21 protein-coding genes are annotated in these 23,598 nt (G+C 29.8%); 11 read left to right on the top strand and 10 right to left on the bottom strand.

Features of this window, described 5'->3' with window-relative positions; all coding sequences use genetic code 11:
• Positions 1-123: 123 nt before the first annotated feature.
• On the bottom strand, positions 124-687 hold the full coding sequence (locus AXY43_RS04740; RefSeq protein WP_017211025.1) for a TetR/AcrR family transcriptional regulator: 564 nt from the start codon (positions 685-687) through the stop codon (positions 124-126).
• 198 nt (positions 688-885) lie between these two features.
• Between AXY43_RS04740 and AXY43_RS04735 the strand changes: the two genes are divergently transcribed.
• Complete coding sequence (locus AXY43_RS04735) at positions 886-2,142, top strand: multidrug efflux MFS transporter (RefSeq protein WP_039769345.1); 1,257 nt, start codon at positions 886-888, stop codon at positions 2,140-2,142.
• A 225-nt stretch (positions 2,143-2,367) separates the two neighbouring features.
• Here AXY43_RS04735 and AXY43_RS04725 read toward each other — a convergent pair whose 3' ends face one another.
• Positions 2,368-3,432: an NADH:flavin oxidoreductase gene (locus AXY43_RS04725; protein ID WP_337250450.1), complete on the bottom strand. Its 1,065-nt coding sequence runs from the start codon at positions 3,430-3,432 to the stop codon at positions 2,368-2,370.
• A gap of 120 nt (positions 3,433-3,552) precedes the next feature.
• Between AXY43_RS04725 and AXY43_RS04720 the strand changes: the two genes are divergently transcribed.
• Positions 3,553-3,918 carry a winged helix-turn-helix transcriptional regulator gene (locus AXY43_RS04720; protein WP_039769350.1) on the top strand — a complete coding sequence of 122 codons (366 nt, stop codon included), beginning with the start codon at positions 3,553-3,555 and terminating at the stop codon, positions 3,916-3,918.
• 65 nt (positions 3,919-3,983) lie between these two features.
• Here the strand turns inward: AXY43_RS04720 and AXY43_RS04715 are convergent, their stop codons facing one another.
• The gene (locus AXY43_RS04715; protein ID WP_039769352.1) at positions 3,984-5,690 is read right to left on the bottom strand and encodes a GGDEF domain-containing protein; all 1,707 of its coding nucleotides are present in this window, start codon (positions 5,688-5,690) and stop codon (positions 3,984-3,986) included.
• A gap of 373 nt (positions 5,691-6,063) precedes the next feature.
• Here AXY43_RS04715 and AXY43_RS04710 point away from each other — a divergent pair, with 373 nt between their 5' ends.
• The gene (locus tag AXY43_RS04710; protein ID WP_105411105.1) at positions 6,064-7,197 is read left to right on the top strand and encodes a deaminase domain-containing protein; all 1,134 of its coding nucleotides are present in this window, start codon (positions 6,064-6,066) and stop codon (positions 7,195-7,197) included.
• A 92-nt stretch (positions 7,198-7,289) separates the two neighbouring features.
• On the opposite strand, the gene AXY43_RS04705 is transcribed toward AXY43_RS04710, so the two are convergent.
• The 5 genes from AXY43_RS04705 to AXY43_RS04685 form a co-directional block, all read right to left on the bottom strand.
• Positions 7,290-8,141: an IS3 family transposase gene (locus AXY43_RS04705; RefSeq protein ID WP_243099213.1), complete on the bottom strand. Its 852-nt coding sequence runs from the start codon at positions 8,139-8,141 to the stop codon at positions 7,290-7,292.
• Positions 8,142-8,176: 35 nt separating this feature from the next.
• On the bottom strand, positions 8,177-8,494 hold the full coding sequence (locus AXY43_RS04700) for a helix-turn-helix domain-containing protein (RefSeq protein ID WP_077836903.1): 318 nt from the start codon (positions 8,492-8,494) through the stop codon (positions 8,177-8,179).
• A 168-nt stretch (positions 8,495-8,662) separates the two neighbouring features.
• A complete protein-coding gene (locus tag AXY43_RS04695; protein WP_105411103.1) occupies positions 8,663-8,857 on the bottom strand; it encodes a transposase in 195 nt (64 codons plus the stop codon).
• 103 nt (positions 8,858-8,960) lie between these two features.
• Positions 8,961-9,263 carry a hypothetical protein gene (locus AXY43_RS04690; protein ID WP_241413822.1) on the bottom strand — a complete coding sequence of 101 codons (303 nt, stop codon included), beginning with the start codon at positions 9,261-9,263 and terminating at the stop codon, positions 8,961-8,963.
• 196 nt (positions 9,264-9,459) lie between these two features.
• Positions 9,460-10,443, bottom strand: coding sequence for an SDR family NAD(P)-dependent oxidoreductase (locus AXY43_RS04685; RefSeq protein WP_105411102.1), 984 nt, complete (start codon positions 10,441-10,443; stop codon positions 9,460-9,462).
• Between the two features lie 409 nt (positions 10,444-10,852).
• Between AXY43_RS04685 and AXY43_RS04680 the strand changes: the two genes are divergently transcribed.
• From AXY43_RS04680 to AXY43_RS04655, 6 genes are all read left to right on the top strand, one after another.
• Positions 10,853-11,257 carry a MerR family transcriptional regulator gene (locus tag AXY43_RS04680; protein WP_105411101.1) on the top strand — a complete coding sequence of 135 codons (405 nt, stop codon included), beginning with the start codon at positions 10,853-10,855 and terminating at the stop codon, positions 11,255-11,257.
• Positions 11,258-11,428: 171 nt separating this feature from the next.
• Entirely contained in the window at positions 11,429-13,147 is a 1,719-nt protein-coding gene (locus AXY43_RS04675; RefSeq protein WP_087703227.1) for an ABC transporter ATP-binding protein, read from the top strand.
• Between the two features lie 6 nt (positions 13,148-13,153).
• Positions 13,154-15,004, top strand: coding sequence for an ABC transporter ATP-binding protein (locus AXY43_RS04670; RefSeq protein WP_087703221.1), 1,851 nt, complete (start codon positions 13,154-13,156; stop codon positions 15,002-15,004).
• A 22-nt stretch (positions 15,005-15,026) separates the two neighbouring features.
• Positions 15,027-15,725, top strand: coding sequence for an MBL fold metallo-hydrolase (locus tag AXY43_RS04665; RefSeq protein ID WP_105411100.1), 699 nt, complete (start codon positions 15,027-15,029; stop codon positions 15,723-15,725).
• A gap of 169 nt (positions 15,726-15,894) precedes the next feature.
• Positions 15,895-16,638 carry a hypothetical protein gene (locus AXY43_RS04660; RefSeq protein WP_012059484.1) on the top strand — a complete coding sequence of 248 codons (744 nt, stop codon included), beginning with the start codon at positions 15,895-15,897 and terminating at the stop codon, positions 16,636-16,638.
• Between the two features lie 198 nt (positions 16,639-16,836).
• Entirely contained in the window at positions 16,837-17,397 is a 561-nt protein-coding gene (locus tag AXY43_RS04655) for a class I SAM-dependent methyltransferase (RefSeq protein WP_012059483.1), read from the top strand.
• A 525-nt stretch (positions 17,398-17,922) separates the two neighbouring features.
• Here AXY43_RS04655 and AXY43_RS04650 read toward each other — a convergent pair.
• On the bottom strand, positions 17,923-18,645 hold the full coding sequence (locus AXY43_RS04650; RefSeq protein WP_105411099.1) for a hypothetical protein: 723 nt from the start codon (positions 18,643-18,645) through the stop codon (positions 17,923-17,925).
• A gap of 227 nt (positions 18,646-18,872) precedes the next feature.
• On the opposite strand from AXY43_RS04650, the gene AXY43_RS04645 reads away from it, so the two are divergent.
• On the top strand, positions 18,873-20,660 hold the full coding sequence (locus AXY43_RS04645; protein WP_039769369.1) for a GGDEF domain-containing protein: 1,788 nt from the start codon (positions 18,873-18,875) through the stop codon (positions 20,658-20,660).
• A gap of 208 nt (positions 20,661-20,868) precedes the next feature.
• The gene (locus AXY43_RS04640; protein WP_243099169.1) at positions 20,869-21,990 is read left to right on the top strand and encodes an IS4 family transposase; all 1,122 of its coding nucleotides are present in this window, start codon (positions 20,869-20,871) and stop codon (positions 21,988-21,990) included.
• A gap of 223 nt (positions 21,991-22,213) precedes the next feature.
• Here AXY43_RS04640 and AXY43_RS04635 read toward each other — a convergent pair whose 3' ends face one another.
• Positions 22,214-23,545 carry a DUF346 domain-containing protein gene (locus tag AXY43_RS04635; protein WP_105411097.1) on the bottom strand — a complete coding sequence of 444 codons (1,332 nt, stop codon included), beginning with the start codon at positions 23,543-23,545 and terminating at the stop codon, positions 22,214-22,216.
• Positions 23,546-23,598: the final 53 nt, after the last annotated feature.

Raw genomic sequence — 23,598 nt, 5'->3', positions numbered from 1 at the left:
ACAGCAAAATTTACATTTTGATATGCTGCTAGTTTTTGTAAAATAATAATTTAACATAGAACTCACTATTTGGAACATAGATATGTAGTTAACATTTTGAATTAAGATTTAAAAGTTTCTTAGTTATTTTTCTGATATTGATAAAATAAAGTCATCTATCATTAATTTAAAGCTGTCTTCTAAATTGACTGGATTTTGAAAATATCCGTGAGAGCTTAAGGAAACGAATCCATGTAATAGACTTCTTAAAGCCCTGCTTTTATGAATTATAAATATTTTATCACTGCTATAAAAGTCTAAAATTTTACGTATTATTGCATTACTTTCACTAGCTAAGCGCTTAACTTCATCACTTTCAGTACTTGGGATATTCACGTAAAGCTTATAGCCACTCTTGTTTTCAAATGCAAAATCTCGATATACATAAGCAAATTCTCTTATTGCAGTCTCTCCACTTTTCCCGATTAGTCGCTCCATTAAAGTTGAATTTAAGTTATTTAAAAAGTATATGGTCATTTTTATTTTAAGCTCTTCAATGTTGGCAAAATGATTATATAAAGACGGATATTTTATATCCAGTTTTTCTGCAATCTTTTGGAAAGTAATTTGATTAAGTCCAATTTCATCAGCTAGTAAAAAAGAAGATTCAATAATTTTTTCCTTAGTTAAATTTCGTTTCTGAACCATTTTATCACCTCTTATAATTCTGATTAATAAAGATAGTTTAACATGATAGGTTATTTTTATCAAATTGGAAATAATTATTAAACTATAAGATGTAGTTTACAAATTATATTTTATAGTTTATTCTTATATTTAGAAGACAATATACAAGTTATTGTATTGGAATAACAAAACTAATTAGTAAGAAGGAATAAATTTATTATGGAAATGTGGAAAAGAAATTTAAAAGTTTGTTGGTTCGGAATGTTCGTGACAGGAATAGGCATGAGTCAGATAGCACCAGTATTACCACTATATATACAGCATTTAGGAATTCAGGATTCGGCTTCGATAGAGAGGCTTTCTGGAATTGCTTTTGGTAGTACGTTTATTATCTCAGCTATTTTTTCACCCATTTGGGGACATGCTGCTGACAAATTTGGGCGAAAACCAATGTTGCTTAGAGCAAGTCTTGGTATGGCTATAGTTATAAGCTGCATGGGATTTGCACCTAATGTATATGTATTAATAGCTCTTAGGTTATTACAAGGAGCTATCACAGGATATAGCACAGCCTGTACTACCTTAATTGCAACTCAAACAGATAAAGAACATGCAGGATATGCTCTAGGAACTATTTCAACAGCAAATATTGCAGGTTCCTTACTTGGACCTACAATTGGAGGATTTGTAGGAGAGACTTTTGGTTTGCAAAATGTATTTTTTATAACAGGCGGGCTTATGCTCATTGCATTTATTACTACAGTATTATTTGTAAGGGAATCTTTTAGTCGTGAAGATAATAAAGTTTTAAGTTTCAAAGAAGTTTGGAATACAGTTCCAGAAAAAGGATTAACCATTACTTTATTTATAACTTTTTTTATATTATCTGTAGCAATGTATTCGGTAGAGCCAATAGTAACAGTTTATGTTACTCAACTATCTAAGGAAGCGAGTCATATTGCATTAATAGCGGGAATAACTTTTTCTGCATCAGGTTTTGCTAATATAATTGCAGCTCCAAGGCTTGGAAGGCTCTCTGATAAAATAGGAGCACATAAAGTTATGCTAATATGTCTCGTAATAGCTGGAATAATATTCATACCTCAAGCATTTGTAACGAACACTTGGGAACTTATGGGACTTAGATTTTTACTAGGACTCACAGTTGGTGGTCTTAACCCTTCTGTTAATATATTGGTTAAGAAAATTACACCATCCGCTCTTACAGGTAGAGTATTTGGTTTTAGTATGGCAGCAGGATATCTAGGTGTATTTGCAGGATCAGTTCTAGGAGGACAAATCGCAGGATATTTAGGAATAAAATGCGTATTTTTTGTAACGAGTGCATTGTTATTAATTAATGCAGTGCTAGTATATTTTAAAGTGTATAATAAACTTAATATAAATAATAATCATAGAATGGAGAAGTATGAAAAGGGGATAAGAAATGGAAAACTTCAAGTCAGTGGAAAATAAATTTATTAATATAGAAAAAACTGCATTAGTTCTTATAGATTTGTAAAATGGAATCGTAAATAGAGAACTTTCACTTCCTAAGATTGGAAGTATTAGAACAAGCGAAGAAGTAATTTCAGCATTAAAATAATTAAAAACAAAAAGTAGCGAAAAAGATACAATGCATATAATACATAAGCATTGTATCTTTTTTACTGTAATTAAATTTACAGTTTAGAAAACATTTTATTTATTATTCTTATCGAATATAACTTTTCCAGGACACACTTCAGATTGACCAAACCACATGCACTTTGCACAATTTAAACATTTTCCAGTATCTTTTCCATCCATAGCATGGTTTGCCCAATTAGGATTTATAAGAATCCCTTTACCAATATCAACGATATCTACATTTGTTTCATCTAATATTTCTTCTGCAATTTCGGCTGAGTTAATTCCATTAACTGCAAATACTGGAATTGATACTTCTTGCTTGATCTTCTCAGCAGCATAAACAGCATTGGAATACTTATAATCTTTGTTTACATTAATTTCTTGTTCATTAAAGAATCCATAAGAAATATCAAGAAAATCTATTCCACTCTTATCTAATATTTTAGCATAACTTACTCCATCTTCTATTGATGGTTCAAATCCGCCTAGACGAATTCCTACAACAAATTCTTCTGGAGTTACTTTTCTAATTCCTTCTAGTATTTCTAGTACAAATCTTTCTGGGTTAGTGCCATATTCATCAGTTCTTTTATTAACATTCTTATTTAAAAATTGACTTATTAAATAACCATGACATCCGTGTAGCTCAACGCCATCATATCCAGCTTCGTAAGATCTTCTTACAGCTTCAATATAGTCTTTTTGTATTGATTCTATATCTTCTTTAGTCATTTCACGTCCAATAACTGTTCCGGCAAAACCTTTATATTCATATGGACTTGGACATAGAGGAGATTTAGAGATTCCTGTAACTCCAGCATGATGAATTTGAATAAATATTTTACATCCTTCTTCATGAACTGCATTAACTATGTTTTTTAATCCTTCAATTTGGTTATCTTCCCAAATTCCAATTTGCTTTTCTGATAATCTTCCATCTTTATTAATACATGTAGCTTCTTGTATTATAAGTCCTGGACCGCCTTTAGCTAATTCCTTATAACGGTCTAAATTTTCTGCTGTTACATATCCATCTTTGGCTAAACCTACAACCATTGGAGGTACGCATATGCGGTTTTTTATTTCTATATTTTTAATACTAAATTCTGAGAATAACTTTTTCAAAATATCCACACTCCCATTTTGACTTATTTACATATTACCATTTGTCTGGTATGTTAATATTATAATTTAATAGGAAACATAATAACAAGTACGCACATTTTTGTGCCTTAGTTTTAAGGGGGATTACTTATGAAAGGTGAAACAGAAAAAACGAAAAACAAGTATTCTAAAGCATGTCCTGTTCTTCACGCACTTGAAATTATAGGAGGTAAGTGGAGGCTACCTATTATATGGGAGATATCAGGTTCAAAGAGCATTAGGTATAATGAACTTAAAAGAAGCATACCTGGTATAACTAATATTATGCTGACTCGATCTCTGCAAGCATTAGAAGAACATGGACTTATAAAAAGAACAGAATATAATAAGATTCCACCGCATGTAGAATATTCTTTGACTGATGACTGTAATGATTTACTTCCCGCATTAGCAATCATTAATGAATGGGGAAAAAGGGTATGGCCAGAATATGAAGCTAAAAATAAAACAAAATAAAAGAGTTTAGACGTGATGAATGTTTAAACTCTAAATATGATTATAGTTTCGTAGTAATTTTGATGTTAGGAATTATTTCTTATTTCATTTGTATAACAAATGCAAACAGTATTTCTACCATTCTCTTTTGCATTATATAAGGCATTGTCAGCACGCCTAAACCAGCTATGAAAATCCTCAACTACATCTTTTTCGGCTATGCCTATGCTAACAGTTATTTTATTTACAAATTTGAATTTATGATTTTCTATGGATAATCTTATTGTTTCAGCAATTATAGTACTTTCTTTTGAATCTGTGAAGGGGAGTACTGCAACAAATTCTTCTCCACCCCATCTAACAAGAATGTCTTCTTTTCTAAGGCACTGTTTAATAATCATAGCTGTTTCAGATAAAACTAGGTCTCCAGTACTATGTCCATAGGTATCATTAACTTTTTTAAAGTGATCAATATCAAGAACCAACATTGATACAAGACTCTTTTCTTTTTCGAGTTGAAGAATTTTATTTACAACTGTTTCTTCAAAATAGCGCCTATTATATATATTTGTAAGTTTATCTGTTATAACTTCTAATTGAAGCTTAGTATTAACTTCTTTTTCATGTTTTATTTGTTTTATAATTCCGATGGTAAATAATAATGTTTCAATGGAGGCAGCAGGATAGCATGTACTAAAAGCAAAAATATTCCATTCTAGTAAGCCGTAAGAACCTAAAATATATATGATAAAGCCAGTAAATAGTATAAATATGCCAACCAAGTAATATATAGATCCCATACCAAATTTAAAATAAGAATATATTGAAATAAGAATATATAACCCTACTAGGATCATCTGCAAATATAAAATATCATAAGTAAATCCGTCAGGAATAATTTCAGATATATATAGAGAAAGTACGAGAAAAAGTATTGAAAGTTTAAAAAAATTATTTAATATGGGCATGTTATTTTTTATATCTAAGTATGAATAGATAAATAAAACCCAGGTTGAAGCGGCCATTGCAGCTAATGCTATAAGCCTGTTATTACTATTAAATCCTAGAATTAACTTTTGCATTCCAGATAAGCAATATAGTAGTGAAAGCAGTGATCCTGTAAAAAGTGAATGAAATAAATACTTCTTATCTTTTGATGAAAAGAATAGAATCATATTCATAATAAGCATTCCTAGGAGTACACCCAAATTACCGATATAAAAACATGCTAACAAGTTTTGAATAATATAAAAGTTACTGTCTTTTGCTAGAAGCAAATTAAATACATTTGAATCCCAAGTTGAATTTATATAGATATCTCTATTAAAATCAATATTTTCAGGTAGATTAATATATGGAAAAATAAAGTATTCATTAGGCTTTTTAGTTACATACTTGCCATCAGTAGTTGGAATATAAAATTGAATATTTTCAATGAATTCACAATCAATGTACATTATATTATCAGTGCTAGCTTGTTTACCTTGTAATCTTAGTTTAAGCCAGACTTTTTGAACATCTTCAGGAAAGTAGATATTTTTAGAATTGTTTTTTTCAAATTTAATATAACTATTATCTGCTACTTGGTTTATTTCTGCATATTGATTATCTTTGGGGATGAAGTATTCTACATTGTTTGATAAGTTTATATATTTATCATCATCAATAAGTTCAAAATAACTATATTTTAGAACCTTTACAAAATTTATTAATAGTATAATTGAAATAATAATGATGCCCGTTAGAGCTACAAAATTTACCTCCTTTAATTTTATTGATATATTTTTTAACATACTGCCACCCCATATTAATGTTTTTAGATTAATGAACTTATATTCCTGAAAATATTTATTAGATTTAATATATTTTATTTTATATGTTTCTACTATGTTCTTTATTTTAGTGCATTATTAAGCTACTTTTTTCTATAATTAAAGCTAAATTGTTTATAACAAAAGTATGATTAATTGCATTATAATTCACGATAAGTATTATTATACCATATAAATTTTACATGATATTTTTATGTTTATAATCTTATGATTATTTTTAAATCGTATCGGTATTTGATTATAATCATTTTAAAATTTATGATATAATGATTAAATTGTTAAAGAGTTAAAATCAGTAATATATTTAGATAAGCATAAAACATAAGAGGGAAGTATGACTAAAATAAACATAATTTCAAATAAAAGAAAAAAAGAACGAATAAAGATTAATAATTTAAATGATTTTAAAGATGCATTGAAAAAAGAAGGCTATAAAATAAATTACTTTGATGAAGAGAAATTTAAAATAGAAGTTGCCAAGGCTTTTAAAGTAGAGAATAGTCTCATAGAGGAATTATATAAATGTATTGGTAAGGCGCAGGCCACTTACAGAGCAGATGATGTTAGTGATTTAATTAATTACATGAAAAAAATAATACTATTTGAATATGAACATGATAGATTATGGAAAAAAATAAATTCAATAAAAATATTAAATATAAATAGGATTGAATATGAGCGAGATGCAGTATCTAGAGATGATGTTAAAGATATGCTGATTGACATAAAAGAAGTTAAAAAAAGAGTATCCAGAATAGTAAGTGAAAAAGAAAAAGAGAAATTAGAAATTTTGGAAAAAGAATTAGATAATGATTATTTATATTCAAAGGATATTGAGCTTTTGAAGAAAATGCTTCTTATTAAAGAAGAAAGAGTAAAAGAAAGTTATAATGTTAATACTAAAGTTAAAACAATATCTATAGAAATTCCAAAGCAAATAGATTATCACTATATAACGCCACAAAAAGGCACTGTTGAATATCATCAACATCTAAGTAATAATATACCGAGAATGCAGCGATTAATAAAGAATATTAATAAGTATATGAAAGCCGATGAAGAAGAAAGATCAGTATTTAAAATAAATCAAAGTAAAACATTACAGGATTCTATAAATATTGCAGTGGCAGTATATGATAATAAAGAATTTAAGGCGATAAGCGGAAGTAATAATATAAAGGATTATTGTCATGCACCAACGAAAGATGAATCATTTTTTAAAAGTAATAAAGTTAACAAATTGGGTGAGTTTGGAATTGGATATGACAGAATCAATGATAGTGAAAAAAAGATAATTGAAGAAATACATAAACAGATAGAAGCAAAAGTATTGAAAGATGAGGGAAACTTAACTTTATATAGCAAATGGGAGCCTTGTCCAAGTTGCTGCTTTGTAATTAGCCAGTTTTGCAAAAAGCATCCTAATATAGAAGTTCAAGTTAAGTATCATAAGAAATATGGTGAATAAAAAACACATATTATTTGAAAATAAAGATGGAACCAACGACAATACAAAAATGAACTGCCCCCTGTCAAGTAGACAGATGAAAAAACAAAAAATTATGAAACCAAGGTCTGATTTCGATATTCAATTGGAGTCAGACCTTTTAAGTTTTTCTGTAGTCTTTTTGTATTATAGAAAACTATGTATTCATCAATTGCTTGTCTCAATTCTTCATATGTATAAAATTTTTGCAAATAGTACATCTCACATTTTAGAGTTCCCCAAAAACCTTCCATTGGTCCGTTGTCGATACATCTGCTGACACGTGACATGCTTTGAGTTGCTTTGATTTTATCAAGTTTAGCTTTGAAAGTCCTATTAGTATACTGAAATCCTCTGTCACTATGAAACAGTGGCTTTGCAGTCGGATTAGCACTTACTGCTAAATCAAATGTATCAAAAACAAGCTGATTGTTATTTGAGTGACCAACAACATAAGAAACAATGCTCTTATCAGCTAAATCAAATATTGCGCTAAGGTAAGCCTTTTTACCATTAAGTAGTTTAAATTCAGTAACATCTGTTAACCATTTTTCATTTGGTTTCTTTGCATAAAATTCTCTATTTAATTTGTTTTCTGCTGTAATTTGTGGAGTACTTTGAATATAATGCTTTCTCTTTTTTCTTATAACTGATCTCATGTTAATAGATTTCATTAATCTATAAATTCGTTTATGATTATACTGTTTATCCAGGAGTCTATTTATATTCATTGTTATCCGACGGTATCCATAGATACCATTTACATCTTCATAAAGCTTAACAATCTCTTTTAGTATTATTGAATTTTCCTTATCTAATTCAGTCTCTGAACGGTTAATCCATTTGTAGTAAGATGATCGTGCAATCCCAGCTAAATTGAATAGATCAGCTATTGGATAGCCATTTTTTTCATGTAATTCTTTTATAGAAATATATTTATATTCTTGGAGTCTTTTAGTGCTTATCGCCTTCTTTCTACTTCTTTCAATTTTTTTAAGAAATCAATCTCCATCTTTAAACGTCTATTTTCTGCTTCAATAAGTTTTAATTGTGCGGATAATTTATCAGACTCAGTAATCTCATCAGTATCTTTACGCTTACCGCGACGGTCTATTAGCTCTTCATATCCATTAGCTTTGTATTTTCTTACCCAGGTATAAACTTGTTGATAAGAAACATTAAATTTATCAGCAGTAGCTTGATAATCATCATTATTCGAAATGCAGAATGCAACAATCTCAATTCTTTCTTCATAAGTAGTCTTTCTTCCATTAGTCATAATTCTATCCCCTTGCTTATTATGAGATTTAATTGTTTTATGACCATTATACTTCTTAATCCAATCGCTGAGAACACGAGGAGATGAAATTTCATATGTGCAGCATATATTTCTTAAAGAGCCTTTTCCAGCTAGATAATCTTTAACTGCATTAAGTTTAAGCGAATCTCAATAATATTTGTTTTTTGTAGAAACTATTAAATTTGCTTCACCAACATCATTATATATTTTCAACCAGTCATAAAATGTGGCACTATGAATTCCCATCTCATCGCATATCTGTATAACTGCTTTTTCTCCTGATAGGTATTCTTTAATTCCTTTCAATTTCTCTTCCAGAGAACATTTCGTTTTTCTTGACATTAAAATACCCCCTTTATAGAAACAGTTTTATTATTTTAACTGTCTACTATAAAGGGAGCATATCAAAAATATGCTGTCGTTGGTTTTGATTTATATAGAAGATTTATATTTCACCTTGATAGTCAAATTCATCATCATCTTTATGTATGTCAGAATCAGAATATCTAACTGATGAGGGAATTCTTTCGGTAGAATCTGGGTTGCTTGTATTAACAGGGCTTACGTCGCTTGAACCATGAGTATATTTTGAACGTGAAGCATGACTGTTAGCGTATCTTACTTTTTCTGAATCAAGGGATGGATCGTCCTCAGATGAATGGATATCAATAATTTTTTCAGTATCATAGACACTTGGTGTTTGATCATCTAGTGTTTTTCCTTTTTTCATTGAAATCACTCCTAACATAATAATCTAAAAAATTATTTATAATATATTAAAATACTCTAAATAAAAATTTAAATAACTTAAAGATAAGTTATATAGTTATTATTGAGAAAAGTAAACTTATTAATACGTGGAAGATTTAGTTTTATAAATATTTAATGAAGATAAAACTAATTAATTATACTTGATTAAATGCTAAAAATTATATTAAGAAAACTTAAATTATGAATTTAACATTTGTAAGATCTTCACTAAGTATCCACAGTTTTTTTGCTAGATCTTTATCTATAGCCCAAGGACGAACACCATTATCTTTCAAACTGTCATAAGGAACAGCTTCAGCTATATTGCAGTCTTCACAGTAAACTCCACCCATTCCATCTAAAATACTATTTGTAGCACACCAAACAGAGGTTGCTGCACCTTGTTCAATGGTTTTAAATTCATTTGATTTTGTATTAGTGTCATCTTTTCTAGTGTTAGTTTTTAGTTCTTGTACAGTAGCTTTTCCGTTAACAGAGAATCTTCCAAGATTTGTAGTTGGAATTAAACCTGGGTGAACTGAGAAAGCCCTAACACCATGGGTTTTTCCTAATCTGTCTAATTCAACGGCGAATAATGAATTAGCGGATTTTGATTGAGCATAAGCCTTCCAACTATCATATTCTGTTTTTTGAAAGTTTGGATCATCAAAATTGACTCCGCCAAGACGCTGCGCTCTTGATGAAACTGAAATAACTCTAGCACCTTTAGCATTTTTTAGAGCAGGCCAAAGTCGTGCTGTTAACTGGAAATGACCTAGATGATTTGTCGCAAATTGAGATTCATAACCTCTTTTGTCCCTTATTAGTGGAGGTGCCATTATTCCAGCGCTATTTATTAAAATATGAAGAGATCTTTGAGAATTTATAAACTTTTGTGCGAAACTATCAATAGACATTGGATCCATAAGGTCTAAATGTTCAATTTCTATATTTGGAATATTATCCATAGCTCCTTTTGCTTTTTCTATATCTCTAGCAGGAATTATTACTGTTGCACCAGCTTCAGCTAAAACTTTTGCTGTTTCTATCCCAATTCCAGAATATCCGCCAGTAACAATTGCAATTTTACCTTTCAAGTTTATACCATCTATAACATCTTTTGCAGTTGTAGAAAAATTATATTTTGAATTTATTGGTGTTTGAGTAGTGTTTTTCATATATCTTTCTCCTTAGAAAATAATTTGATTTACAAGATAATAGAAATGAAAGAATAACATTCTTTTCACCAATCTTGTAGTATAAGATGAGTATATTTGTTAGAGTGCAGTGTAAGTCAATAGGAAATTTTTTTATATTTTTTTAGTTATTTTCTAATGTATTGATTTTTAGATATATTAACTTTTATAATAACTAATATGATGAAACTGAAATAAGAGAAAATGATAAATAGAAAAATGAGAGATGATTTTATCGTCTTATAAGTAGAGTTCAGTAATATATTTCATTAAGCATAGAGATTTGCATATATAGATAATATATCTAGATGAAGTAATTTTATAGTGTATGAATTTTGCTAATAGAACTTATAGATTTAAATAATTTTTGAGATATTTGGGAGTGTGACTTATGAAATATTCAATGAAAGAAGTTTCTGAAAAATTTAATATAACACCGTATACATTAAGATATTATGAGCGTGAGGGGTTATTGCCTTTTGTTCAACGTGATGATAATGGCAGAAGAATATACACAGATGTTGATCTTGGATCTATTCAGCTTGTTAACTGCATGAGGGCTACAGGAATGTCAATTGCATATATAAAAAATTATGTTAGTTTGACTACAAAGGGGAAGGATACAGTGGAGGAAAGAAGAAATATTATGCTTGAACAAAAAGAAATACTTAAGGAAGAAATCAAAAGATATAATGATCTTCTAGAACTTGTAAATATGAAACTAGACTACTATGATGAGAAGATTTCTAGAGATGAACTGAAAGAGATTATAACTGAAAGAAATAATAAGAATTAAAAATATGAATTGATATTTGAGAGTCACTTTAAGTAATAATTGATAGGAAATATTATAGCTGTTAGGTAACGCATACAAGCAGCTGGAAATATTTATTGTATTCTGCATGCAAAAATGATGTATAATATGGTATGGGAATTACCATTTAAACAAAGGAAAGGAATAAAGGATATGAACTTATACAGTAAATATTTTAATAAGTATAAAATTCCATTTGGGATAGCTGTTTTTTGTGTTGCATCTGAAGCAATTTGTGATTTGCTTGGTCCAACACTTATGTCTAACATAATTAATACAGGAATTGAGCAAGGATCACTTTCTAAAGTTTATTACTGGGGAATGCTTATGCTTATAGTAACTGCAATTGGAGCTGTTTTCGCAGTTACAAGAAATATTTTAGCAAGTAAGGTATCTCAAAGAATGGGAGCAGATCTTAGGTATGACTTATTTGAAAAGATTGTTTATTTTTCAGAATTAAGCACAGATAAGATTGAAAGTGGATCTCTAATTACACGTATGACAAATGATACGGCACAGGTTATATTGTTCGTTAATGGAATTATGAGAATTTTTTTAAAGGCTCCGATTACATGCATAGGTAGTATTGTGCTTGCAACACTGCTTAATTTTAGGTTGAGCCTTATTATATATGGTGTTGTTGCGATTGTGTCGATACTTATTATTATTAGTATGAAGTTAAGTTATCCGCGTTTTTATGAATTACAAAAGGCGATGGATAAAGTAAATTCAGTTGTTCAGGAATATCTTATAGGTGTACGCTTAGTCAAGGCCTTTGGAACATATGATAAGGAAAGTAGTAAGTTTGAAAATGCAAATACAAACTTAATGGAAAAAGGAATATCATCTCAAAGTGTTATTACATTTGTGTCACCACTTATAACTCTTACTGTTGGAATTGGAACAATAATTGTAATTTCAGCAGGTAGCAGTCTCTTTTCAGCAAACCTTGCAAATCCAGGAGATATATCAGCGTTTGTAATTTATATGGCACAAATTCTTACCTCATTAATTATGATAACAAATATATTCAATACATTTGTAAGAACCAAGGCTTCTACTGCTCGTATTAAAGAAATAGTTGATTGTGATGGAGATTTTTCTCATGATGGTGAAATGAAAGAATTAAATGGTAATATTGAATTTAGAGATGTTACATTTGCATATCCAAATGGTAGTGGTGTACCTGCTTTAAATAATCTATCGTTTTCTATTAGAAGTGGACAAAGTTTAGCTATAATTGGTCCAACAGGCAGCGGGAAATCTACTATTGCATGGCTTCTTTTGCGATTTTATGATGTGAACAAGGGGAAAATTTTAATTGACGGCTACGATGTTAAAGAATTAAATGTTGATTCTGTACGAAATAGCATTGCTATAGTGCCGCAGAAACCAATGCTTTTTTCTGGTTCTGTTGCTGAAAATATTAGATGGGGTAAAAGGGAAGCGAGCAATGTGATGGTTCATGAGGCTTCTGAAAAGGCACAAGCAGGTTTTATAAATAATATGAAAGATGGATATGAAAGTATGTTAGGGAGTGCTGGAGTTAATCTTTCGGGTGGCCAAAAGCAACGTATTTCTATAGCTCGTGGAATACTTAGGGATTCGTCTGTAATTATATTAGATGATGCAACAAGTGCATTAGATTCAGTAACAGAAGCAAAGGTTAGAGAAAACTTAAGTTCAAAAACAAGTAATCAAACTGTGATTACAATCACTCAACGTTGTGGAACAGCGATGTTTGCAGACAGAATTTTGGTTATGGATAATGGATCTAAGGTTGGATATGGAACTCATGATGAATTAATGCAAAGCTGTGAAGTATATAGAGATATTTATAAAACGCAAATAGAGAGCAGCAAGGAGGTATAGGATATTATGACACAACAATTTTCTAAAACTGAAGTAAAAGTACCTTCTATTAGTGGGAGACGTGTGGGTGGAGGCGGAAATCGCTTTGCACCTACACAAAAAGCTAAAAATGCTAGAGGCACATTAGTGCGTATTATTAAAATATACATGCGTTTTGCTAAGACGATCTTTCTAGCTATGATTTTTACAGCTTTTTCATCAGCAATTTCTGTTGGGATTCCTTATTTTGTAGGAAAGACTTTTGATACATTTAGAATAGCAACAAGAACTGTAGATAAATCGACTCTTATATTATTTTTAACTATAATTGCAGTTTTGTATGGAGTTAATTGTCTTATTTCATGGATAAATGGTGTTATTATGCTTAAAGTTTCACAAAAACTTGTTTTTGTAATACGTGCAGAGTTTTTTGAAAAGATGCAGAGGCTTCCTTTGAAATTTTATGATACACGTTCCCATGGAGATACAATGAGTAGAATCACAAATGATGTAGACAATATTAGCTCTACAATTGCACAAACAACTACACAGTTAATATCAAGTATTTTAACTTTAGTTGGATCTTTTATGGTTATGATAGTGTTAAATGTTCCCCTTACACTAGTTGTTTTATTATGTATACCTCTAGTTATACTTTTAACACGTGTAATTGCAACGCATAGCCGCAAATATTTCTTAGCTCAGCAAAGAAATTTAGGCTCACTTAATGGAGTAATTGAGGAAAATATATTAGGACTAAAGATGGTAAAGGCTTTTAATAAACAGGAGGATGTCCTAAAGCAATTTGAAGAGATAAACGAAAATCTATATGAAAGCAGCAATAAAGCACAGATATGGTCTGGGTATATGATGCCTCTTATGAATGTTATTAATAACTTTATTTTTGCAGTTGTTGCAATCGTTGGTGGTATGCTATCCGTAGGATATGGTGTAGCTGTTGGAACTGTAGTTAGTTTTTTAAGCTATTCAAAACAATTTTCACAGCCATTAAATTCTGTAGCAGGTATGTTTAATACAATTCAATCAGCACTTGCTGGGGCAGAACGTGTTTTTGAGATTTTAGATAATGAAGAAGAAAGTGCAGATTTTAAAGATGCAATTGAGATAAAACAACCCAATGGTAATGTAACCTTTGAAAATGTATGTTTTTCATATGATAAGTCTATACCTATATTAAAGAATGTGAGTTTTAAAGTTAAAGCAGGAGAAACAGTTGCGCTAGTAGGAGAGACTGGAGCAGGAAAAACTACTATTGTGAATCTTCTTACTCGATTTTATGATGCAGACAGTGGAAATATATTCATTGATGATGAGCCGATTACGAATATAAAAAGAAATAGTCTTAGGAAATGCTTCTCTGTTGTGCTTCAAGATACTTGTCTTTTCACTGGAACGATTATGGATAATATTCGTTATTCTAAAAAAGATGCAACAGATGAACAGGTTGTAAATGCTGCTAAAATAGCTCATGCTCATGAATTTATTGATAAACTTCCTAAAGGTTATCAAACATTGGTTTCTGGAGCTACAGATAACTTAAGTCAAGGGCAGCGCCAATTAATGTCTATTGCTAGAGCAGTTCTGTGTGATAGCCCGATTTTAATTTTGGACGAAGCAACTAGCAGTGTAGATACAAAGACCGAAAAAGATATTCAACATGCATTATTAAGATTAATGAAAAACCGTACTAGCTTTTTAATAGCACACAGATTATCGACTATTAGAGATGCAGATCGCATTATGGTAATTGGTGGTGGAAAAATATTAGAAAGTGGAAACCACAAAAGTCTTATGAATGAAAAAGGTGAGTATTACAAAATGGTTATTAGTCAAATGGGAAAATTAATTGAGGAGTAAATTTTAATTAGGAGGAAGAAAAATGAAAATTGCAGAAGGATTAGATATACTTGAATTAGGGAACGAAGAAAGAAGAATGAATGCTACACTAATTTGGGATGATAAAAATGTTATTTTAATAGATGCAGGATTACCTGGACAAATAGAAAATATTCGCGAAGAAGTGGAAAAAGCAGGTGTATCATTCGACAGAATTAATAAAATAATTATTACTCATCACGATTTAGATCATATCGGCAGCTTATCAAGTATTGTTAAAAATTCTAAAAGTGAAATAGAAGTGTTAGCACATAGTGGAGAAAGACCTTATATTGAGGGAGATAAAATCGGTATAAAAATTACTCCTGAGCGTTTGAGTTCAATGCCAGATTCTATGAAAGAAACCATAAAGCAGCTTAAAACAAAAGTTAATAGGGTTGTTAAAGATGAAGAGAATCTTCCTTATTGTGGAGGAATAGATGTAATTTATACTCCAGGACATACTCCGGGACATATTTGTCTCTATCTAAGAAAGTATAAGGCATTGGTAACTGGAGACGCAATGAATGTTGTAAATAATGAATTAATTGGTCCTAATCCAGAATATACATTTGATATGGAGCAAGCAATGGAATCTCTTAAGAAGCTCACAAAATATGATATAGAAACAGTCATCTGTTATCATGGTGGAGTATTTACAAAAGGCTCAAATGAGAGGATTGCAAAATTAGCTAATAGTTAAGAAGAATATAAAGATAGTAGCTTTATTATGAAGCTTCTATCTTTTTTATATTCTATTAAAAAAATTTCCATTAAATTTATAATTATTAGTGAAGGATATATTAATAATATTTTTTTTATTTGCAGATAATATAAAGTAGTAAAATAAATGTAGAAGTTAGAGGCTGATTATGAAAAAAACATTATATGATTATAGAGATAAAATTAAAAAATTGCCAGTAAAAGAGAAATACAATAAGAATGAACTATTGATAAAAGATTTTTTAATTGATAAGAAAGAAGATCTTGAAATATATTATTCGCCTCATAATGAATATATAAATTTAGACGCAAGGGTATTTATTGTTGGTATAACTCCAGGCTTCCAGCAAATGAGTACGGCCATTGCTACTGCAAGAAGAGAGTTAGAGAACTCTGATAATATTAGAGAAATTCAGTATAAATGCAAGAAAGCAGGAAGGTTTAGCGGTAGTCTTAGAAAAAACTTAATTGGTATGTTAGATGAAATAGAACTTAATAAGAGTCTAAAAATAGAAAATTGCAGCCAATTGTTTGAAGAAAAAGATCATTTATTGCACACATTTTCATTAATACCTTATGCAGTCTTTGTAAAAGGAAAAAACTATTCAGGTCACACTCCAAAACTTATTAAGAATGAATTTTTGATGAAATATATTTATGAGAATTTTATTTATGAATTAAAAGCATTAAATAATTTAGATAAAATTCTTATAGTACCATTAGGCAGGTCAGTAGAGGAAGTATTATACAAGCTATGTGAAAATAAAATTATAAACGAAAAGCAAATATTAAAAGGATTTCCACATCCATCTGGAGCTAATGTAAATAGGTTAGTTCAACTAGAGGAAAATAAGGAAAGTATGATTAATACAGTAAGAAATAATTTAAATTAAAAAGAACAAAAATTAATTTAAAAGCACATTATATATAAAATAAAGTCTAAAAGAGGGTTAAAGTGTATACCTTCTTTCTTTATATTTAAAACAAAATTTAAAGATTATTAATATTTTACTAAATAGATTTTTAATATTTAAGACTTATACTAATTCTATAATTTAACTAAAAGAGAAGAATTCAAGGAGGCTTTTAATATGAAGCTAGTAAAATTTTTGATTGAATATTTTAAATCACCTAGAACTATAGGGGCTGTAGCACCTAGTTCAGAGAAACTTGCAGAGAAAATGGTAGGAGACATAGATTTTAAAAATTCTGAGGTTATAATTGAGTACGGGCCAGGGACAGGAGTTTTTACGGACAAGCTGGTAAAAAGAAAAAAGAAAGAGACAGTATTAATGTTATTTGAATATAATGAAGAATTTTGCAGACAATTAGAAGAGAAATATAAAGGAGAAGATGATATTATAATAATAAATGATTCTGCTGAAAATGTAGACAAACATTTAGCAAAATATAATCTTAGCAGAGTAGACTATGTTGTATCGGGGCTGCCTTTTGCTAGTCTTCCTAAAGATGTTTCAAATAAAATTTTAAGACAAACTAGAAATATATTAAAAAGAAATGGATTATTTATAACATTTCAATATACTCTTTTGAAAAAAGAATTTATTACTGGATATTTTAAAAAGATAAATATAGAAAGAGTTATCTTTAACTTACCACCAGCCTATGTTTTGAAATGTATAAATTCTTAGAAGAAAGAGGAAGATTTATTTTGTGTATTCAAGAAGAAATGAAATATCATACAATAATCTCATTTAATTATATAAATATGAAAGAAGACTAGCAAATAAATGCTAGTCTTCTTTTTGCTGAAATTTATAATAAAATTTAAAGATAGATTATTTTTATTGTATAGATAACCCAATTATAAGTTAGATTTATATTATGAAATATATCCCAACTAGAAATAAGAATTATGCTTTTGTGAAATGTTTCATTAGGAATTTGATGGCTTTGATTCTTAGATTAAAAGTTGTTCCAAGTATGCTAGTTCAAAAAGTGAGAATCGAAATTTTATATTTCGTTCTTCGAACTTTCTCTGTGAGCGCTTGTTCTTTGAGGCTAGCACTTTGGGTGCAACTTTATAGCCTTAGAATCACCAATCAGAATTACCTAGAAACTGGAACAAAAGTATGTTACTCATTTCGGCGAGTTATACGCATAAGTATAGATTATAGTTGGGCTATCTATATATTGTAGAGTAATATAAGAAAGTTTTAATCTACATTGATGGAATTAAGAACTCTGAATCTATCATTGCATAAATCTATTCTAACCTTATTATTTTCAAAAACATTTTTAGAAATCTCTTTTGATATTGCTTTCATAGGTTCTACATAGCTTGTATCACTTTTATAATCACCTTCTACAACAAGAGATAAAATATAGAGTGTATCTTGCTTATCAATCTTAACGTCCACTTTTGAACTAGGAGTGAAGTATCCTTCTGAATTTAAATAATCTCCAAGTTTTTTCGCTTGAGATTCTGTTATCTTATTAGTATAAAATAAGTGATTTTCGCCATAATCAAGAGCATTTTTTGGTACGTAAATTGAGTATAGAATTGAAACAGCAGACAATGAAAAAATCAAAATCCCTATGATTATAGGAAATAAATACGAAGCACTTTGCCCTCCATTTTGAATATGTTCATTATACAGCTTTAACTGTGTGAACATAAGAATTATTCCTAAAGCTATATTAATACTGAAAAATATGATAGAAGTATTAATTGATAATATAGGCAGCAGTGCAATAAGTGCTATAAACACTAAGATACTCGTTAAAAGAAATATCCACTTCTTTTTTTGACTTCCAGATCGTCCATAATTCAAAGCACACATGATCCCAGCTGGTAGAAATGAGAAAAATACGGAAAATATAATAAATGATTTCGGATTCCACAGTTTTGTTGTAGGTAATTTATTAACCTTTGTCATGAAGATGCCTCCTTAGAATTGTCTTTACAATAATTATATCATAAGTTTATGGAAGCAAAATATGTTAATTCCAATTTATGTAATAAATTTGGTTTTGACTAGATAAACGTTTTTACATTAACTTAACAAAAATTATAAATACTTTTAATAAGATTATGTTATATTTCAACTATATTTACAAGAGCTACTATAATAGCTAATAAGAAGAAATATGGGGAGATTATAATATGTTAAATTCATTAGTTGATAATTTAAAATATAATGAGGCAGAGGAGTTGGAAAATATATTAAATAGTAAAAATATAACTACAGTTTATCAACCCATTGTTTCACTTTTAGATGGGGAAATCATAGGGTATGAGGCGTTAAGCAGAGGGCCGATAGACTCACCATTGCAAAATCCAGATAAGTTATTTAACGCTGCCCAGGTTTATAATAAAACATGGGAGTTAGAACAATTATGTAGAATAAAAGCTATTAAAAGAGCTACAAATATTGAAAAAAATAAATATCTTTTTATAAATGTAGATCCCCATATTTTTAAAGACGAAAAATTTAAGAAGGGTTTTACTAAAGAATTTCTTGCAGAACATAACATGTCACCTGATTGTATAATATTTGAGATTACGGAAAAGACGTGTATAGAAGATTACAAAGGATTTAAACAGGCTCTTAGCAATTATGTAGATCAAGGATATAAAATTGCGATTGATGATACTGGTTCAGGATATTCTGGACTTAAGATGCTTAATGAAACAAAGCCACATTATGTAAAAATTGACATGGATCTAATTAGAAATATAAATGAAGATTCGTTTAAACAATCATTAGTAGAATGCTTTGTTAAGCTATCGGAAGCAACAAATATGAAGCTTATTGCTGAGGGGATAGAAACAGAAGAAGAATTGAGAACATTAGTAAACTTAGGCGTCTATGCAGGACAAGGTTTCTTACTAAGTCGTCCAGCAGGAACTTTTCTAGATATACCTAATCATATTAGAGATTTAATTGTAAGGTGTAATAAATTCAAGGATAATGTGTATTATAACTATCAGTCAAGCTGTATAGGCGAAATTGTTAGACATGATAGTCCGTTTGGGCCTAAAACTTATTGTGGTGATATTAAAGAATATTTTGATTCTAACGATATTACTGGAGCCTGTATAGTAAATAATGATGTACCATTAGGCCTTATTATGAAACATACGTTAGACTCAGCGCTTGCTACAAAATATGGTGTTGCAATTTTTACAAAACGTCCTGTTTCTTTAGTTATGGATACAAATCCTTTAGTTGTAGATTACAACACACCAGTAACAGAAGTTTCAAGGCTAGCAATGTCTAGGAAAACACAAAATATATATGATTATATTATCGTAACCAACAATAATAAATACTGTGGAATGGTTACAATAAGATCTTTGTTAAATTATACTACAATGCTAGAATGTAACTACGCGAGACAACTTAATCCCCTTACTGAGCTACCGGGTAATACCGCTATACAAAATAATATAATGAATATAATTAAAACAAAACGTAAATGTTGTATTCTTTATCTAGATCTAGATAATTTTAAAGTTTATAATGATACGTACGGATTTGAAAATGGGGATAGGATTCTTAAATATACAGCTCAATTAATACAAGCTGAAATAAAATCGCTTTTCCCCTATAATGGATTTATTGGACATATAGGAGGAGACGATTTTGTAAGTATTTTAGAAAATCCAATTGAAGAATGTGAAGAAATGTGTGAAAAAATTATAAAGAAGTTTAATTATGGGATTTTAAATTTTTTTAATGAAAAAGACAGAAGTAATAGATATGTTACGGCTACAGATAGATATGGAAAAAATGGTATATTTCCACTTACTTCGCTTTCAATTGCAGGAATTTATGGTGAACTCAATGATTATTCAAATTCAGAAGAAGTAGGGGTAGCTGTAGCCGCAATAAAAAAAGAAGTTAAATGTATTCTTGGAAGTTGCTATTTAATAAAACCGGTTAATTGAAATCAGATTATTACCTTTATTGGTAATTCATAGAAAATAAAAAATGCTTAGTATATAAAGATTAAGCATTTTTTATTATTTTATTCTATAGGAATTTATCATATGTGTTGATTAACCAAAAAATAGAAGTGAAAATATATAAAAAATGAGGTCATTCTGTAGTAATATTAAAGTGCGAACCAAAATAATACTTAAGGAGAATGCCCTCATGAAAAATACTACCACTATATTTGATATATTTCAAACATTTTTAAGTGAAAAGGAAGTTGAAAAATTTAGTAAAATTTTAGAATATGTTGATACTGCAAGAAAATTCACATTATATGATTTAATAAAATTCTTTATTGCAGCAGCTACGAATGAATATAAGAGTTATAGGGATGGCGTTGAGCATATGGAATCAGTAGGGCTAACACCAGTTGATTATTCAACTATTTCTAAAAAAGCCTCTAAGGTAGATTACAAAATTTCTAAAACTTTATTTGAGATTATTGTTTCTAAATGTAATCGTAGAATGCGAAGAATTCTAAATTTGCCAAAACAATTAATAGCAATTGATTCAACTACCGTGACCGTAGGTGAAAACCGTCTTAAATGGGCAAAATTTAATGGGAAGAAATCTGGAATAAAACTTCATATATCTTTAAATATTAATGACTTTACACCACAAAAAGTTATTGAAACTATTGCTAAAAAGCATGATGGACCGATAGGTGAAGGTTTAATAGATGTACACTCTATTTTAGTTGAAGATAGGGCTTATGAAAATCATGAGAGATTTGATATGTTTAAAGAAATAAAACAATCTTTTGTTATAAGAATAAAAAATAATACAATACTTTCAAAACCAAAGAAATTGAGAAGTTTAGGAGTAGTAGAAAATTCTTCTGTAATTCGAGATGTTACATGTTATTTAGGAAAAGAGACTAAAAAAACTCAAAATAGATTTAGAGTAGTTGAATTTACTGATTATTATGGTAAATCAGTAAAAGTGTGCACTGACCTAATGAACATTACTCCAGAAAAAATAGCAGAAATATACAAGGAACGTTGGAAAATTGAAACCTTCTTTAAATCTATAAAACAAAACTTGAATGTAAAAAGAATATTTGGAACAACTGAAAATGCTGTCTATAATCAACTTTTCATATCATTGATAGCTTATGTTTTGCTTCAATTTACTTATGTTGAAACGACTAAAAATTTAAAATATGTTAAATTATCACTAATTCAATTTGTAAGAAAATTGCTTAAAAAAAGTCTTAAGGTCGAAGTCTATATATCTATTAACTTATTTTTGAAAAATATCAAAAATAAGTTAATAATTTAAAGTAAAAATTTGGTTAATCAACACTTGTGGGAATTTATAATGTAATAGAATCTGTGGATAACTTATGAAGAAGGCTATTTAATTAGTTTTTGTATAGAAAAAGAATAAAAAAGAAATCTTATTCGCCTGCCAGATTTTCCTCACATGCGTTCGGAAAGGCAGATGCGTAAAAAAAATCTACGGCTCCACAGTCGCCTGCGATTTTTTTATTATTTTATACTAATTAATTTCTCCAAATATGCAATAGAGAATCTTTTGAACTTTTTGTAAATACATCGGTTCTATTAGAGCTCCAAGAAACAGCTGCAGGATCTAAAGTGAAGGGACCACCTATTGTTTGCCAATCGCTCCAGCGCGAACCGTTCCATGTCTTTGTAATTAATTGGTTACTTTGATTTCGTGCAAATACCTCTAGCCTATTAGAAGCTCGAGAAGATACAGCAGGGGCAGATGCTAAATTTCCACCAAGATCTTCAAAGTCATTCCAACGAGAACCATCCCACCATTTATGATATAGACGATTTCCCTGACCACGAACAAATACATCAATTCTATTATTTCCCCAAGAAACAGCTGCTGGGCCAGAAGTTAGAACGCCACCAAGGTTTTCAAAGTCGCTCCAGCGAGAGCCATCCCACCATTTGTGATAAAGAGCATTATCTGTTCCACGGACAAATGTATCTATTCTATTTGCGGCCCAGGAAGAAGCAGCAGGTGCAGATGTTAAGACTCCACCGAGATTTTCAAAATCACTCCAACGAGAGCCATCCCACCACTTATGGTACATTGCGTTATTTGAACCTTTACCAAATACATCGATCCTATTATTTCCACAGGAAACAGCTGCTGGACCAGAAGTTAGGACACCACCAAGGTTTTCGAAATCATTCCAGCGAGAGCCGTCCCACCATTTGTGGTAAAGAGCATTATCAGATCCAGTTACAAATACATCAAGCCTGTTTGCAGACCAAGAAGAAACTCCAGGAGAATATTTTAAAACTCCGCCAAGATCTTCCCATTTACTCCAACCACTACTAGGCGATGGAGTAGGATTTGGACCAGGAGCTGGTGAAGGTTTAATGTTTCTAAGAGTAAATTCAATTATAGATCTAAAAGTGAGATTAATAACGTTGTTAGGAACACCTAGAGAACGAAGAGAAAGAAAAATTGAATTATTTCTTCTTCTAAAGTCATTAAAAATTCTATTTACACTTTGATTTATATTTCCCGGATATGTTTGAGCATTATCTAAAGTGAAAGCAATAGCGGTTCTAAAATAGTTATCGCCAACTCCTTGGAATAGTGAGAAAAGTTGAGGCATTTGATTACGCATTAATCTTAATATTCTATTAACTTCTTGGTCAGAAGCTCTATAAGAATCTGAGTGAATTTCTTTAGTCAATAAGTTTGAATCTTGAAATTCATAAGAATCTTCGTATCTATCAAATCTTGACATTTGATCATTATCGCCGAAATTTTTCATTTGTTCATCAAAAAATGGACAAATATTTTTCTGCATACAATACGGACAGTAAAAAAAATCATCATTATACATTGAGAATCTCCTCGTATTTTTGCTATGGCAGTAAAGCCTGTCTCATTCATTTT

Source organism: Clostridium sp. MF28, assembly GCF_002969175.1.
Taxonomy (GTDB): Bacteria; Bacillota; Clostridia; order Clostridiales; family Clostridiaceae; genus Clostridium; species Clostridium beijerinckii.
The sequence above is the reverse complement of the archived record's forward strand: the minus strand, read 5'-3'. Positions and strand labels throughout refer to the sequence as shown.

What these genes read in the sequence shown, in the direction of transcription:
- AXY43_RS04740 (WP_017211025.1), bottom strand. Translation starts at nt 687, where the DNA reads ATGGTTCAGAAACGAAATTTAACTAAGGAAAAAATTATTGAATCTTCT.
- AXY43_RS04735 (WP_039769345.1), top strand. Translation starts at nt 886, where the DNA reads ATGGAAATGTGGAAAAGAAATTTAAAAGTTTGTTGGTTCGGAATGTTC.
- AXY43_RS04720 (WP_039769350.1), top strand. Translation starts at nt 3,553, where the DNA reads ATGAAAGGTGAAACAGAAAAAACGAAAAACAAGTATTCTAAAGCATGT.
- AXY43_RS04715 (WP_039769352.1), bottom strand. Translation starts at nt 5,690, where the DNA reads ATGTTAAAAAATATATCAATAAAATTAAAGGAGGTAAATTTTGTAGCT.
- AXY43_RS04710 (WP_105411105.1), top strand. Translation starts at nt 6,064, where the DNA reads ATGACTAAAATAAACATAATTTCAAATAAAAGAAAAAAAGAACGAATA.
- AXY43_RS04700 (WP_077836903.1), bottom strand. Translation starts at nt 8,494, where the DNA reads ATGACTAATGGAAGAAAGACTACTTATGAAGAAAGAATTGAGATTGTT.
- AXY43_RS04695 (WP_105411103.1), bottom strand. Translation starts at nt 8,857, where the DNA reads ATGTCAAGAAAAACGAAATGTTCTCTGGAAGAGAAATTGAAAGGAATT.
- AXY43_RS04690 (WP_241413822.1), bottom strand. Translation starts at nt 9,263, where the DNA reads ATGTTAGGAGTGATTTCAATGAAAAAAGGAAAAACACTAGATGATCAA.
- AXY43_RS04685 (WP_105411102.1), bottom strand. Translation starts at nt 10,443, where the DNA reads ATGAAAAACACTACTCAAACACCAATAAATTCAAAATATAATTTTTCT.
- AXY43_RS04680 (WP_105411101.1), top strand. Translation starts at nt 10,853, where the DNA reads ATGAAATATTCAATGAAAGAAGTTTCTGAAAAATTTAATATAACACCG.
- AXY43_RS04675 (WP_087703227.1), top strand. Translation starts at nt 11,429, where the DNA reads ATGAACTTATACAGTAAATATTTTAATAAGTATAAAATTCCATTTGGG.
- AXY43_RS04670 (WP_087703221.1), top strand. Translation starts at nt 13,154, where the DNA reads ATGACACAACAATTTTCTAAAACTGAAGTAAAAGTACCTTCTATTAGT.
- AXY43_RS04665 (WP_105411100.1), top strand. Translation starts at nt 15,027, where the DNA reads ATGAAAATTGCAGAAGGATTAGATATACTTGAATTAGGGAACGAAGAA.
- AXY43_RS04660 (WP_012059484.1), top strand. Translation starts at nt 15,895, where the DNA reads ATGAAAAAAACATTATATGATTATAGAGATAAAATTAAAAAATTGCCA.
- AXY43_RS04655 (WP_012059483.1), top strand. Translation starts at nt 16,837, where the DNA reads ATGAAGCTAGTAAAATTTTTGATTGAATATTTTAAATCACCTAGAACT.
- AXY43_RS04650 (WP_105411099.1), bottom strand. Translation starts at nt 18,645, where the DNA reads ATGACAAAGGTTAATAAATTACCTACAACAAAACTGTGGAATCCGAAA.
- AXY43_RS04645 (WP_039769369.1), top strand. Translation starts at nt 18,873, where the DNA reads ATGTTAAATTCATTAGTTGATAATTTAAAATATAATGAGGCAGAGGAG.
- AXY43_RS04640 (WP_243099169.1), top strand. Translation starts at nt 20,869, where the DNA reads ATGAAAAATACTACCACTATATTTGATATATTTCAAACATTTTTAAGT.
- AXY43_RS04635 (WP_105411097.1), bottom strand. Translation starts at nt 23,545, where the DNA reads ATGTATAATGATGATTTTTTTTACTGTCCGTATTGTATGCAGAAAAAT.